Annotated in this window: 13 protein-coding genes; 2 read left to right on the forward strand and 11 right to left on the reverse strand. The window is 60.2% G+C overall.

Annotation, left to right across the window (positions count from 1 at the left end):
- Positions 1–39 precede the first annotated feature (39 nt).
- A complete protein-coding gene (locus tag EI290_RS17345) occupies positions 40–885 on the reverse strand; it encodes a glycerophosphodiester phosphodiesterase (RefSeq protein WP_185817056.1) in 846 nt (281 codons plus the stop codon).
- A 233-nt stretch (positions 886–1,118) separates the two neighbouring features.
- On the opposite strand from EI290_RS17345, the gene EI290_RS17350 reads away from it, so the two are divergent.
- The gene (locus tag EI290_RS17350; RefSeq protein WP_125432936.1) at positions 1,119–2,102 is read left to right on the forward strand and encodes a GDP-mannose 4,6-dehydratase; all 984 of its coding nucleotides are present in this window, start codon (positions 1,119–1,121) and stop codon (positions 2,100–2,102) included.
- 120 nt (positions 2,103–2,222) lie between these two features.
- Here the strand turns inward: EI290_RS17350 and EI290_RS17355 are convergent, their stop codons facing one another.
- The 10 genes from EI290_RS17355 to hisG form a co-directional block, all read right to left on the reverse strand.
- Complete coding sequence (locus tag EI290_RS17355) at positions 2,223–2,888, reverse strand: lipid-A-disaccharide synthase N-terminal domain-containing protein (protein ID WP_125432937.1); 666 nt, start codon at positions 2,886–2,888, stop codon at positions 2,223–2,225.
- Between the two features lie 12 nt (positions 2,889–2,900).
- The gene (locus EI290_RS17360; protein ID WP_125432938.1) at positions 2,901–3,677 is read right to left on the reverse strand and encodes a glycosyltransferase; all 777 of its coding nucleotides are present in this window, start codon (positions 3,675–3,677) and stop codon (positions 2,901–2,903) included.
- A gap of 420 nt (positions 3,678–4,097) precedes the next feature.
- The gene (gene hisIE, locus EI290_RS17365) at positions 4,098–4,736 is read right to left on the reverse strand and encodes a bifunctional phosphoribosyl-AMP cyclohydrolase/phosphoribosyl-ATP diphosphatase HisIE (protein ID WP_125432939.1); all 639 of its coding nucleotides are present in this window, start codon (positions 4,734–4,736) and stop codon (positions 4,098–4,100) included.
- A gap of 94 nt (positions 4,737–4,830) precedes the next feature.
- Positions 4,831–5,589, reverse strand: coding sequence for an imidazole glycerol phosphate synthase subunit HisF (gene hisF / locus EI290_RS17370; protein WP_125432940.1), 759 nt, complete (start codon positions 5,587–5,589; stop codon positions 4,831–4,833).
- A gap of 116 nt (positions 5,590–5,705) precedes the next feature.
- On the reverse strand, positions 5,706–6,422 hold the full coding sequence (hisA, locus tag EI290_RS17375; RefSeq protein WP_125432941.1) for a 1-(5-phosphoribosyl)-5-[(5-phosphoribosylamino)methylideneamino]imidazole-4-carboxamide isomerase: 717 nt from the start codon (positions 6,420–6,422) through the stop codon (positions 5,706–5,708).
- 117 nt (positions 6,423–6,539) lie between these two features.
- Positions 6,540–7,130: an imidazole glycerol phosphate synthase subunit HisH gene (hisH, locus tag EI290_RS17380; protein ID WP_125432942.1), complete on the reverse strand. Its 591-nt coding sequence runs from the start codon at positions 7,128–7,130 to the stop codon at positions 6,540–6,542.
- A 221-nt stretch (positions 7,131–7,351) separates the two neighbouring features.
- Positions 7,352–8,464: a bifunctional histidinol-phosphatase/imidazoleglycerol-phosphate dehydratase HisB gene (gene hisB / locus EI290_RS17385; protein WP_125432943.1), complete on the reverse strand. Its 1,113-nt coding sequence runs from the start codon at positions 8,462–8,464 to the stop codon at positions 7,352–7,354.
- A gap of 101 nt (positions 8,465–8,565) precedes the next feature.
- Positions 8,566–9,615, reverse strand: coding sequence for a histidinol-phosphate transaminase (hisC, locus tag EI290_RS17390; RefSeq protein WP_125432944.1), 1,050 nt, complete (start codon positions 9,613–9,615; stop codon positions 8,566–8,568).
- Between the two features lie 161 nt (positions 9,616–9,776).
- A complete protein-coding gene (gene hisD, locus EI290_RS17395) occupies positions 9,777–11,078 on the reverse strand; it encodes a histidinol dehydrogenase (protein WP_125432945.1) in 1,302 nt (433 codons plus the stop codon).
- Positions 11,079–11,165: 87 nt separating this feature from the next.
- Entirely contained in the window at positions 11,166–12,017 is an 852-nt protein-coding gene (gene hisG / locus EI290_RS17400; protein ID WP_125432946.1) for an ATP phosphoribosyltransferase, read from the reverse strand.
- Positions 12,018–12,547: 530 nt separating this feature from the next.
- Here hisG and EI290_RS17405 point away from each other — a divergent pair.
- Positions 12,548–13,585: a DUF2911 domain-containing protein gene (locus EI290_RS17405; RefSeq protein ID WP_125432947.1), complete on the forward strand. Its 1,038-nt coding sequence runs from the start codon at positions 12,548–12,550 to the stop codon at positions 13,583–13,585.
- Positions 13,586–13,618: the final 33 nt, after the last annotated feature.

Here is a 13,618-nt window from a genome sequence, read left to right on the forward strand (position 1 = left end):
AACTACACGCGGCGTACCCAATACAGCACCATACAGCACCTAGCGCCGCAACGCGGCCTGCAGGTGACGGATGTTATCCACCTGATAGGCATCGGGCTGAGTGGCCACAACGCGGCTAACGGCCCGGAGCGAACGGCCGCCGAATACCACCACCTCCCGACCCATAGCGTGCAGCTGAGCGGAGCGCTCAGGCGTAATTTTGTCTTTGTGCATGACGGCTACCCCCACTCCGGGCAGCTCACGCAGCGTGGCCAGGTCGGTGGCAAACTCGTTGTTCATTTCAAATCCCAGCGAGACGGCAGGCAACAGTTGCCCCAGATATGTTAGGGTACTGGCCCGGTTGGTCAGAATCAGCACCCGCCCGGCAGGCACCCGGTAGCGGACCAGCAATTCCTGCAGACGCCGGGCCAGCGCCCGGCTACGAGCCACATCCCCCCCGTTACAGGCATCATCTTCGTGCAAATCCAGGTGGAGGTAAGGAAACCGGGGCTGCTGGCTTAAATACCGGAGCAGGGTTTCAAAGGTCACCAGCTTTTCGTGCTGAAACCAGTCGTAGGGCCAGCCGCCACGGTACCGGAGCTGACGAAGGGAGGCTGCCGGCGTCTGGCTCACACACCCCTGCCCTGTGGTCATGGATTCCAGGGTATTATCGTGGTAAAGCACCGGAATGCTATCCTGGCTGAGGCGGATATCCACTTCCACCCCATCGGCTCCACGGTGCAAGGCCCGGGCAATACTGCGTAGGCTGCTGGGCGGAAGCGGGTTGAACAGTGGCCGGAAAAAGCCCGAGCCTGCGTGACCGATAACCAGGGGGGAGCGGCTACGGGGGGCGGGTTCCGCCCCCGCAGGCCTGGCCGCATACGCCAAAGGAACGATTCCCCCCATCAGCCCGCCCAGGAGCAGGAGACAAGACCAAAGTCGGGTAGAGAGCAGCGGATGCATATACGAGGCAGCTGACGAAACCAGATAAGACCGAAAGAAGTAGCCCGGCTAAGAACACACCTGCAGGCCCGGTAGGCAGGCTATACGCAGGATAACCGGCGCCGGGTAATTCCGTTTACCTTTGCGGCCTCCCTTCGGGGGGCATTTCACTTTTCTCCCCTCCCTGCATCTTACGCATGGCATCCATTCTGGTAACGGGCTGCGCGGGCTTTATTGGCTCGCATCTGGCTGAGCGGCTGCTTCACGACGGGCACCGCGTAGTGGGCCTCGATAATTTTGACCCGTTCTACGACCGGGCCTACAAGCAGCAAAACCTGGCCCTGTGCCTGGCCCACCCCCGGTTCAGCTTCCACGAAGCTGACCTACGCCACGGCCTGGATGCGGTGGTTGATGCTCTCCCCGCCGATCCGGTTGAGGTGGTAGTACACCTGGCCGCCAAGGCCGGGGTAGGTCCCTCAGTGAAAGACCCCATGGGCTACCTGGAAAATAACGTGCTGGGTACCACAACGCTGCTGGAATGGATGCGCCACCGGGATATTCAGAAGCTGTTCTTCGCTTCTTCCTCCTCGGTATACGGCAACACCCCGGCGCACCCCTTTCGGGAAGACATGAACTTGCTGGCCACGTGCATCTCCCCGTACGCGGCTTCCAAACTGAGCGGCGAGCAACTCACCTACACCTATCATCACCTGTACGGGCTGGATGTGCTGAATGCCCGGTTTTTTACCGTATACGGCCCCCGGCAGCGCCCCGATCTGGCCATCCATAAGTTCGTGCGCTTGTTGCAGGACGGGCAGCCCATCCCCGTTTTCGGCAACGGCACCACGGCCCGTGACTATACCTTTGTTTCGGATACGGTGGATGGCATTGCCCGGGGCGTACAGTACCTGCTGGAGCACTCGGGAGTATACGAAACGCTTAACCTGGGTAACAGCCAACCCATATCCCTGCTGGACCTGATTGCGGCCGTAGGGACGGCCGTGGGCGTGGAGCCAGAGCTGGCATTTCAGCCCATGCAGGCCGGCGACGTAGACATAACCTACGCTGACATCAGCAAGGCCCGGCGCCTACTCGGCTACGCCCCCCAGACCAGTCTGGCCGAGGGGCTGGCCGAATTTGTTGAGTGGTTAAACAAAGTTGCGTATACGCCAGCTACGTAGCCGGCCGGTGTGACAGCTGATCCGGAGAGTAAACGTTTATCTGCCCGCCACAGGCCACACAGCAAGGCACTGCACGTTAAGCCCCTCCACACGCGGGCAGCTGATCAGGGTTATCCTACCCTATTGATTTGCTCCGGCAGCTGACTCAGCGGCTGCCCCACCCCGCTGCTCCCGGCGCAGCAGCACAATGTTGCGGGCGTACACTACCGTCCCGAACACATTGCCGATAATGAGTACCGCATCCCAGCGCAGAAATGCATACACCAGAATCAACACCGAGCCCACGAAGCTAATCACCCAGAAACTCAGAGGCAGAGAGGATTCCCCTTTTCGCTCGGAATAAATCCACTGATACACGAAGCGGAGCAGGAAAATCACCTGTCCTACGGCCCCCAGCGCCAGCAAACCCGCCGGAATCCGGCTGCCCAGCATAGCCCGCAGACTGAAGTGCTGGTTGCCAGTTACAAACCACGCCAGCATAGCTACCGGAAACACGTAGGCCCCGGCCCGGAACCAGGGATTCAGCTTGCCCCACTCCTTAAGCAGCTGTAGGTTGCGGATGTAGATGGCGTAGCTGATGAGCTGCGCCCCCAGGATGACGGGGTCGTGGCGCAGGATGCCGTACACAATCATCAGAAACGAAGACACCAGGCTGATTTGCCAGAACAAGGTGGGTACCAGTACCCGCTTGGCCCGCTCGCTCTGAATCCACTGCAGCACAATGCGGCTGGAAAACAGCAGCTGCGACACCAGCCCAATGCCCAGGGCAACGGTTTGCGTCGTCATAGCGCCTCGGGGTTACTGGGCGGCAGCCACACCGGCGTCCTGGCGGTGGGCCTCCCCGATTTCGTAGTTCTTCCAGCGGCTCCGGATCCAGCGGAACCCGAAGGTATCTACCAGCGGCTTCCAGGCCCGGTTCCAGAGGTTGTACTTGGCCGTGCCCGCAAACCGCGGGAAGTGACGCACCGGCAGCTGCTTTACCTTACCACCCTGCAGCTGCACCAGCGCCCCCAAAAAGCGGTGCATTCCGTGGAACAGCGGAATCCGGCGGGCGTACTCAGTTTTGATAATTTTGAGCGGGCAGCCCGTGTCCTGAATTCCGTCGTTGATGAGTGTGCGACGCACGGTGTTGGCTACCAGCGACGACATCTTCTTGACAAACGTATCCTGACGCTTGGCCCGGATGCCGTTCACCATGTCGAACTCCGGAAAGAACTCGAAGAAGGTCAGGAAATCAAGCGGGGTCGTCTGGATGTCGGAGTCGATGTAGCCAATGAGCGTGGTGCGGGCGTGGTCGATGCCGGCTTTCACGGCGGTGCTCAGGCCCCGGTTCTGGCTCAGGCTGATGAACTCGTACTGAGGCTTCAGGCGGCACACCTCACGCAGAATGGCCAGGGAACCGTCGGTGGAGCCGTCGTTCACGAACAGTACGGTGGTCGGCACGGGCGTTTGGGCCAGGAACTTATCCATCTCCACCACAAACTGCCCCAGACTTTCTTCTTCATTATACACGGGTACCAGTACCGTCAGACTTTGGGAGGCGAGATAAGCGGCGCGGTCGGGAGCAGCAGGCATAGAAACAGAGGGGTAAAACGGGGCGCAAGGTACGCAAGGTTTTGGGCACGGTATCAGCCCATACGCAAAAGCGGCCGAACAGATGGGTTCAACAGCTACTCTATCAGGTTATAGATCTTTAAAGTCAAAGTCAGGAGGGGTAAGATTATTGATCAGGGATATGGCCCGCAGGCCGCTGGAAATATGGAACGTATAATAGTGTGGCTGCTTGCTATACTTATGCTTATTGCCTTGTTATGGCTTCTAGGATTTCAAGGTTCATTGATGGCATTCGCCTACCTGCTTTTTTGGATGACAAGCAGCCTTAAACCCAAATGCATAGGCAAGCATTCCCTCGGTTGAAGAAATGGAAGAACGCTGCCCGCACCTGATAAGGCACTGGCAGCGTTTTGCGTGTATCTACAAGGAAAGTAACAGCCGCTACTCCCGCCGCACCCCGCCGGAAATGGTAGTGTGGCGCTGCTTGAGCACACCCACCACGTCCTCCAGGGACAAACCAGAAGCTGTCAGCAGTACCAACAAATGATAGAGCAGGTCAGCGGCCTCGCCTTTGAGGCCTTCCAGGTTACCGCCCACCGCGTCGATGACGGTTTCCACGGCCTCCTCTCCCACTTTCTGGGCGATTATGGGCATACCCTTGCGGAACAAGGAGGCGGTGTATGACTTGGGGTCTTCGTCGGGGTGCTGGTGGCGGCGCTGCACCAGGCGCTCCAGTTCCGCCACGAAGCTAACGGCCGGGGCCGGGTAGCGCGTCTGTTGGGGCTGCTCGAAGCAGCTGGTGGTACCCCGGTGGCAGGTGGGGCCGTCGGGGCGGGCCAGGATGAGCAGGGCGTCCTGGTCGCAGTCCTCGTGCTCACTCACCACAGTGAGGTAGTTACCGGACGTTTCGCCCTTGGTCCAGAGGCGCTGCTTGGAGCGGGAGAAGAACGTCACGCGGCCCGTCTGGCGGGTGACACGCTGCGCTTCCTCATTCTGGTAGCCCAGCATCAGCACCTGCCCCGTGTGGGCATCCTGCACAATCACCGGAATCAGCCCATCGGGCATTTTGGCAAAATCCATTGGTTCTGGTTGTTAGTTGGTAGTTGTCAGTTGTTAGTACAGGTTCAAGCAGTCAATACACTGACAACGGACAACTACCAACTGACAACTAAAATTACAGCCGTACGGCAATGCCGTCCTGGCGCAGATGTTCTTTCAGCTCGCGGATGCCGATTTCGCCGAAGTGGAAGATGCTGGCGGCAAGGCCGGCGTCGGCGTGGGCCTGCTGGAACACGTTCGTGAAGTCCTGTTTGGAACCCGCCCCCCCACTGGCCACCACCGGCACCGATACAGCCCGGCTCACGGCCCCGGTGATGTCCAGCGCGAAGCCGTCCTTGGTGCCGTCGTTGCTCATGGAAGTCAGCAGGATTTCGCCTGCGCCCCGCTCGGCGGCTTCCCGGCACCACTGCACCGCGTCGCGGCCGGTGTTGTGGGTGCCGGCCCGGGTATAGATCTGCCAGCCGTCGGCGTCGTGGTAACGGGCATCGGCGGCCACCACAATGCACTGGGAGCCGAAGCGGGCGGCCAGCTCGTCAATCAGCTCGGGGCGCGCCAGAGCGGCCGAGTTGATGCTCACTTTGTCGGCTCCGTTCATCAGCAGGGCTTCCACATCGGATACGGTGCCGATGCCGCCGCCCACGGTGAACGGAATGTCCAGCTCCCGGGCCACGTCGCGCACCAGAGCTACCAGCGTGGCGCGCTTCTGGTTGGTGGCGGTGATATCGAGGAACACCAGTTCGTCGGCCCCCTCGCGGGCGTAGCGGGCGGCCAGGGCCACCGGGTCGCCCGCGTCGCGCAGGCCCTCGAAGCGCACCCCTTTCACGGTGCGCCCGTCCTTCACGTCGAGGCAGGGTATGATTCGTTTGGTTAGCATGCTTGGTTTTTAGTTGTCAGTTGTTCGTTATCAGTTGTCAGTGATTGTATGGTTGATTGCCGGCTGACTACATCGAGAGTGGACAAGCAACAAACAACTGACAACTATAAACGAAATCATAGCCAGGGCTGCAGCTGCTCCAGCGTGATGGTACCTTCGTAGATGGCTTTGCCGATGATAGCCCCGTGCATGCCCACGGCGGCCAGGGCCTCCACGTCGGCTAGGGTGGTTACGCCGCCGCTGGCAATGAGGCGGGCGGCGGGCAGTTGCTCGCGCAGCTCAGTGTACGTAGCTAGCGACGGGCCCTGGAGCTTGCCGTCCTTGCTCACGTCGGTGCAGATGAAGGTGGTGGCTCCGCTGGCCAGGTAGCCTTCCACAAACTCGCGCAGGGTCCGCTCGCTCTGCTCGGCCCAGGCGTTGATGGAAATGTGGTTGTCGCGGTAATCAGCCCCAATGATGATACGGTCGGCCCCGAACGTATGAAGCCAGCCGTTCACGGTTTCAGGCTCGCGCACGGCAATGCTGCCGGCGGTAATCTGCCGGGCACCGGCGTCGAAGGCCTGGCGCACGGCGTCCTCGCTCTGCAGCCCACCCCCGAAGTCGATGTGCAGGCTGGTGTGGCGGGCAATACGCTCCAGTACAGGCAGGTTCACGGGGCGCTTGGCGCGGGCGCCGTCGAGGTCCACCAGGTGCAGGCGCTTCACGCCGGCGGCCTCGAAGCGTTGGGCCACGGCCAGCGGGTCGGCATCGTAGGTGGTCTGCTGGGCAAAATCGCCCTCCGTCAGGCGCACGCACTGGCCGTTGATGAGGTCAATAGCGGGAATGATTTCCATGTTAGGTTTAAGGACAGTCACCTGTCATCCTGAGCGGAGCGAAGGGCCCTATCACACCAGAACTAATCGTTACAACGTAATAAGGTCCTTCGCTCCGCTCAGGATGACAGACAGGGCTTACAGCTTGAGAAAGTTTTCCAGGATGCGGGTGCCAACGGGGCCGCTCTTTTCGGTGTGGAACTGCACGGCGTAGAAGTTCTCGTGCTGCACGGCGGCGCTGAACGGCGCGGGATACGCGGCCTCGGCAATGGTGTACTCACCCACCGGGGCATAGTAGCTGTGCACGAAGTACACGTAGTCTTCGGCGCTCAAGCCTTCGAACAGCGGACCGCGCAACGCCTGCAGGTTGTTCCAGCCCATGTGCGGCACTTTATACTCCGGCGTGGCTGGGAACCGCACCACGTCGAACGGGAGAATCCCGAGCAGCTCGGTGCCGCCGCCCTCCTGAGTGTGGCGGCCCAGCAGCTGCATGCCCAGGCAGATGCCCAGGAACGGCTGCGTGAGCGTGGGCAGCAGTTCGTGCAAGCCCTGGGCCCGCAGCTCCCGCATGGCGGAGGCAGCCTCGCCCTCGCCCGGGAACAGCACCTTATCAGCACGGCGAATCACGTCGTGGTCGGCCGTGAGCGTGGCCTGCACACCCAGCCGTTCCAGCGCAAACAGCACCGACTGCACGTTGCCGCCTTTGTAATCAATGATGGCTATTTTCATTTGAACATATAGAGTGAAGGACGTCGTTTACCCTTTTGTTTAAACAGATGTTTAAATGAGTTCTGCTTATAAATCGTCATCCTGGCTGGAACCCAGAGCCTTGTTACGGTAGCACGAATCGGTGCAAGGTGTAAGGATCTTCGCTTCAGCCAGGATGACAGTTATGCGTACAAATCACGCAAAACCAACTCTTTATCCATTTGTTTAAACAAATGGATAAGCTACAAAATGCCTTTCGTGCTGGGGATTTCCATGCGGCCGGCGTCGCGCACCAGAGCCATTTTGATGGACTTGGCTACAGCCTTGAAAATGGCTTCAATCTTGTGATGCTCGTTCTGGCCCTCGGCTTTGATGTTGAGGTTGCAGCGGGCGGCGTCGGAGAAGCTCTTGAAGAAATGGTAAAACATTTCACAGGGCATATCCCCTACTTTTTCGCGCTTAAACTCGGCATCCCACACAATCCAGGGGCGTCCCGAGAAGTCGATGGCGGCCTGAGCCAGCACGTCGTCCATGGGCAGCAGGAAACCGTAGCGGGCCAGGCCGCGCTTGTCGCCCAGGGCCTGGGTGAAAGCTTCACCCAGGGCAATAGCCGTGTCCTCGATGGTGTGGTGCTCGTCGATGTGCAGGTCGCCCTGCACGGTGATTTTCATGTCCACGCCCGAGTGCTTGCTGAGCTGGTCGAGCATGTGGTCGAAGAAGCCCAGACCGGTGTGCATCTCGGGGCGGCCGTTGCCGTCGAGGTTCAGCTCGATGCTGATTTTGGTTTCGTTCGTGTCGCGTTGTACCACGGCGGTGCGGGCAGGCAGCCGCAGAAACTGGTATATTTTTTCCCAGCTCATGGTGGTCAGCGCGGCGCGCTCGTCTGCCTCCCCTTCCGGCTTCAGCAGGATGGACTGGCAGCCCAGGTTCTGAGCCAGCTCCACGTCGGTCAGCCGGTCGCCGATGACAAAGGAATTTTTGAGGTCATAGCCGCTGCCCTCGCCCAGGTACTGAGTGAGCATGCCGGTGCCGGGCTTGCGGGTGGGCAGGTTCTCGTGAGGAAAGCTCCGGTCGATGTGCTCACGCACGAACTCCACTCCTTCCGAGCGCAGCACGTCGAGCATCATCGTGTGGGCCGGCCAGAAGGTATCTTCTGGGAAGCTCTCGGTGCCGAGGCCATCCTGGTTGCTCACCAGTACCAGCTCGTAATCAAGCTCGCGGGCAATGCGCGAGAGGCCGGTGATGGCCCCGGGCACAAACTGAAATTTTTCCCGCGTCAGCGCGTCCACCTGGAAATCCGTCGGCGGCTCGATGAGGATGGTCCCGTCGCGGTCAATGAAGAGTACTTTTTTCATGGGTTGTAATGCCAAGCTCCAGCTTGGCAGGTCGTTGAACAATTACAGTGGCAAGTTCCAACTGGTGAATGTTCTTACCGTCACCAAGCTGGAGCTTGGTGTTACACAAACTCCCGTAAGGCCTGGAGCAGCAGCTCGTTCTCGGCGGGGGTGCCCACGGTGAGGCGGAGCGTGCCGGCGCAGCCGGGCTGGGTGGTGCGGTTGCGCACAATGATGCCCCGGGCTACAAGGAAATCATACACAGCCGTGGCATCGGGGTGGAAACGAACCAGCAGGAAGTTGGCATCCGAGGGAAACACCTCTGTCACGATGGGCAGCGCGGGCAGGCGCTCCTGCAGCCAGTCGCGGCCCTGGAGCAACTGCTCACGCAGCGCCTCAAACCGGTCAGCGTCGCGCAGGGCCTGCAGGGCGAAACGCTGCGTGGCTTCCGACACGTTGTAAGGCGGCTTGATTTTGTTGAGGTAGCCGATGATTTCCGGCGAGGCAAAAGCCATACCCAGGCGCAGACCGGCCAAGCCCCAGGCTTTAGAGAAGGTTTGCAACACCACCAAGTTAGGGAATTCGGCCAGGCGGGTGGTCCAGCTGGGGGCGGCAGCGAAATCGGCGTAGGCCTCATCTACCACTACCAGCCCGCGGAAACCGCGCAGAATTTCCTCCATGTATTCCGCGTGGAGTAAGTTGCCGGTGGGGTTGTTGGGCGAGCAGAGCCACACGATTTTGGCATCCGAAGCCAGCACGCCGGCCACGATTTCGGGCGAGAGCTGGAAATTGGGCGTCAGTTGCAGGCGCTCTACGCGCACATCATTCAGGTTGGCGGCCACCTCGTACATGCCGTAGGTGGGGGGCAGGATCAGCAGGCTATCCTGGCCAGGCACGCAGGTGAGGCGCACCAGCAGGTCGATGGCTTCATCGGAGCCGTTGCCGAGGAAAATCTGCTCGGGGCGCACGCCTTTAAGTTGGGCCAGCTCCTGCTTCACAGCGCGCTGCAGCGGGTCGGGGTAGCGGTTGAACTGGTCGGGGCCGGCGCTGCCGAGGCTGTTCTCGTTGGCGTCGAGCATGACCTGGGCCTCGCCCTGAAATTCGTCGCGGGCCGACGAGTAGGGCTTCATATCCCGCAGGTTGGGGCGTACGAGGCTATCGAGGTTGAACATGAATCACGGATTTAAACGGATTATTCGGATTTCACGGATTTTGTAAAGTGTCATGCTGAGCTTGTCGAAGCATCTCTACCGCTTCGTTGCAATGCAATAGGAGTACCTCCGGTAGAGATGCTTCGACAAGCTTAGCATGACGTTCTACTGTTATCCTATACTTATTCCTCCCCGCCGGCCAGTGCTTCCAGGCGGAGGGTTACGGCGCGGGCGTGGGCACGGAGGCCTTCGGCTTCGGCCATGGTTTCTACTACGGGACCCACGTTTAGCAGGCCTTCAGGCGTGAGGCGCTGGAAGGTGATTTTCTTCAGGAACGAATCCAGCGACACGCCGCTGTAGTTGCGGGCGTAGCCGTTGGTGGGCAGCGTGTGGTTAGTGCCCGAGGCATAGTCGCCCACGGCTTCCGGGGTGAGGTGGCCCAGGAACACGGAGCCGGCGTTGGTCACGCCTTCGGCAAGCTGCTCTGGATTTTTTACGGCCAGAATCAGGTGCTCGGGCGCGTATTGGTTCGAGAAGTACAGCATTTCCTCCGGCGTGCGCAGCAGAATGGCGCGGCTTTCGGTGAGGGCTTGGGCGGCCACCTCAGCCCGGGGCAGCTCCCGTAGCTGGCGCTCCACCTCGGTTTTGGTTTGCTCCAGCATCGATAGGGAGTCGGACAGCAGGATAACCTGCGAGTCGGGGCCGTGCTCGGCCTGGCTGAGCAGGTCGGCGGCCACGAAGGCCGGCGTGGCCGATTCGTCGGCAATAACCAATACTTCCGAGGGGCCGGCCGGCATATCAATGGCCACGCCGTAACGGGTGGCCAACTGCTTGGCGGCCGTCACGTAGCGGTTACCGGGCCCGAAAATCTTGTCCACGGCCGGCACCGAGTCGGTACCGCCGCTCAGGGCGGCCACGGCCTGGGCCCCACCGGCTTTCACGATGGTAGTAATGCCCAGCAGCTGCGCCGTGAACAGGATGATGGGGTTCACCGAGCCGTCCTTCTGGGGCGGGGTGCACAGCACGATTTCGGGGCAGCCGGCCAGGCGGGCCGGTACGCCTAGCATCAGTAGGGTGCTGAACAGCGGCGCGGTGCCGCCCGGAATGTAGAGGCCCACGCGCTGCACGGGCACCGCCCGCCGCCAGCACGTCACGCCCGGCATGGTTTCTACCCGCTCCTCCTGCGGGATTTGCGCTTTGTGGAAGCGCAGAATATTGGCGTGCGCCTGCCGGATGGCCGTTTGCAGCTCCGAAGGCACCTGGGCCGCGGCGGCAGCCAGCTCCTCGTGCCCCACGCGCAAACCGCCCGCGAGGTCGGCCCCGTCGAACTGCCGGGCGTAGTCGAGCAGGGCCGCGTCGCCGCGCTGGCGCACGTCCTCGAAAATCTGCTGCACGCGCTGCTCCACGTTCTGGGCCTGCTGCTGGGCCGCCCGCTGCTGCAGCGCCGCCCACTCCGGCTGGGATGGATATTGGAAGATGTTCATCTGGAATAGTGCTTGGTGCTTAGTTGTTAGTGCTTAGTATTTCAAAACCCATTTACTAGGCACTAAGCACTAACAACTGAGCACTAATCAGGAAATCATTTTCTCAATTGGGAGTACCAGGATGCCTTCGGCGCCGACGGCTTTGAGCTGGCTGGTGATGTGCCAGAAATCGTCCTCGTTCACCACCGACTGCACCGACACCCAGCCTTCCTCGGCCAGGGGCGTCACGGTGGGCGACTTGATGCCGGGCAGCAGGGACTTTACCGCATCCAGCGAGGCCACGGGGGCGTTGAGCAGGATGTACTTGTTGCGGCGGGCGCGGCGCACGGCCTGCATCCGGAACTGCAGCTGCTCCAACAGCTCCCGCTTTTCGGCGCTCAGGCTCTGGTTGGCAATGAGCACAGCTTCCGAGCGGAACACGGTTTCCACCTCGCGCAGGCCGTTGCCGAGCAGCGTGGAGCCGCTGCTCACAATGTCGCAGATGGCTTCGGCCAGCCCGATGCTGGGGGCAATTTCCACCGAGCCGCTGATGGTGTGCAGATTGGCTTTCACCCCGCGCTCCGTGAGGTACTGGCCCAGAATCTGGGGGTACGAGGTGGCAATGTTCACGCCCTGCAAATCCTCAATGGAATTGTAAGTTGCGGCGCGGGGCACGGCCAGGCTCAGGCGGCACTTGCTGAAGCCCAGGCCTTCTACTTCCAGGGTGGGAAAGCCGGCTTCTACCAGCACGTTCTGTCCCACAATGCCCAGGTCGGCCACGCCATCCTGCACGTAGCCGGGAATGTCGTCGTCGCGCAGGTAGAGGATTTCGAGGGGAAAGTTGGTGGCTTCGGTTTTGAGCTTGTAGGAAGCCGAGAGGAAGCTAATGCCGCATTCCCGAATCAGGTTCAGGGAATCTTCGCTTAAGCGGCCCGATTTCTGGATGGCCAGACGGAGCATATTCTTTGAATTAGGAATTATGAATTAGGAGTTATGAATTGGCCATTTTAGCCAGAACGTAATCGTAATTCAAAACTAAGTCTTGGGGAAACGGGGAAGTGGACCCTGGCGTTGGAAAAGGCCATATTGCGGCTGGGTCACCATGTTTTGGGGACCGGGGAGCTGGTTGCAGCTCGCCCAACGGGGTCAATATGATGCGTACATTCCTCTAGAAAGAGGAATGATGCCCGTGATGGTGATGATGCTGGGTCTCAGACGCGCGTACCTCAGCCTGGCGGCCCGCAAAAGCGGCCGGGAGGCTCGTAGAGGTGAATATCAGCGCGGAGAAATCCATACGGGGCTGGAGAGTAGCGAGGCAAATGTACGGGGAGACTGGCAGGATGAAAACTTTTTCATCAAAATTTTACCTGAAAGCCGGACCTTTGTGGTTTCTGCTTCCTGTTACCGATTTTCTGGCACTATTGTTACGGATGACCTGACTTCCGGAGTAGTGCCGGCCGTTGTTTTGCTCATTCCTATTGCCATTGCCTATGTATTCTATCCGCTTGCTGGCTGCCCGCTTGGGTATTGGGTTATGCCTCAGCGGTTGGGCCATCCTGGCGCAAGCCCAGACCGGGGCACCCAGCTCTGCGGCTCCGGTTACTCCCGCCCCATCCAACCCACCTGTTCCGGCTACCTCTTCCCCAGCCGCGCCGGGTAACTTGCCTGCTACCACTTCGGTTCCTGTTCAACCGGTTGCTCCGGCTGCTGGCACTCTGGCCCCCACACTACAGTTGCCCTTGCCCCAGGCAAGCCCACGGGCTGTGGTTTCCCAAACATTTGGCCTGACTGAGGCTACGGTTGAATACCATGCCCCGGCCGTACGGGGCCGCAACGTGTGGGGCACACTGGTCCCCTACGAACAGGTATGGCGGGCCGGAGCCAACGAAAACACACTCATCCGCTTCTCAACGCCCGTGCTCCTACGCGAACAGCTAGTTCCGGCCGGGCAGTATTCCTTCTACGTAGTGCCCCACCAGGATCGGGATTGGGAGTTGATTCTGAACCGCGTTACCACGCACTGGGGTGCCGAAGGGTACGACCAGCGCGACGATATAATTCGGGTGCCGGTAATGCCCGAAACGACCGCGTTTCACGAGAATCTGCTGTACTGGTTTTCGGATGTGAAACCTACGGGAGCTCACTTAAACCTGACCTGGGAAAAGCGCACCCTCACCCTGCCCATTGAAACGGAGGTGCATAAACAGGTGCTGGCCGGCATCGAGCAGGTGCTGGAGCAACAGCCCAACGACTGGCAGCTGCTGGCCCAGGCGGCCGATTATCTGGTCCAAAACAACATTCAGCCAGAGCGCGCCCTCACCTGGATCAACGAGTCGCTGAAGCTACAGGATACCGCTTCCAACAACTGGATTAAAGCCCGTTTGCTGGCTCAGCAGCAGGATTTCGGGACGGCTATTGTGTATGCTCGCAAGGCTATTAAATTGGGAGACAAAGAAGATGCCGCCTTTAAGTCGCAGCTGCCCAACATGCGCATTGCCCTTACCGAGTGGCAGGCTAAGGCCTATTGATGATTCGACTGGAAACTACATTCCGCCGCATTA

Source organism: Hymenobacter metallilatus (assembly GCF_003944705.1).
GTDB classification, from domain to species: Bacteria; Bacteroidota; Bacteroidia; order Cytophagales; family Hymenobacteraceae; genus Hymenobacter; species Hymenobacter metallilatus.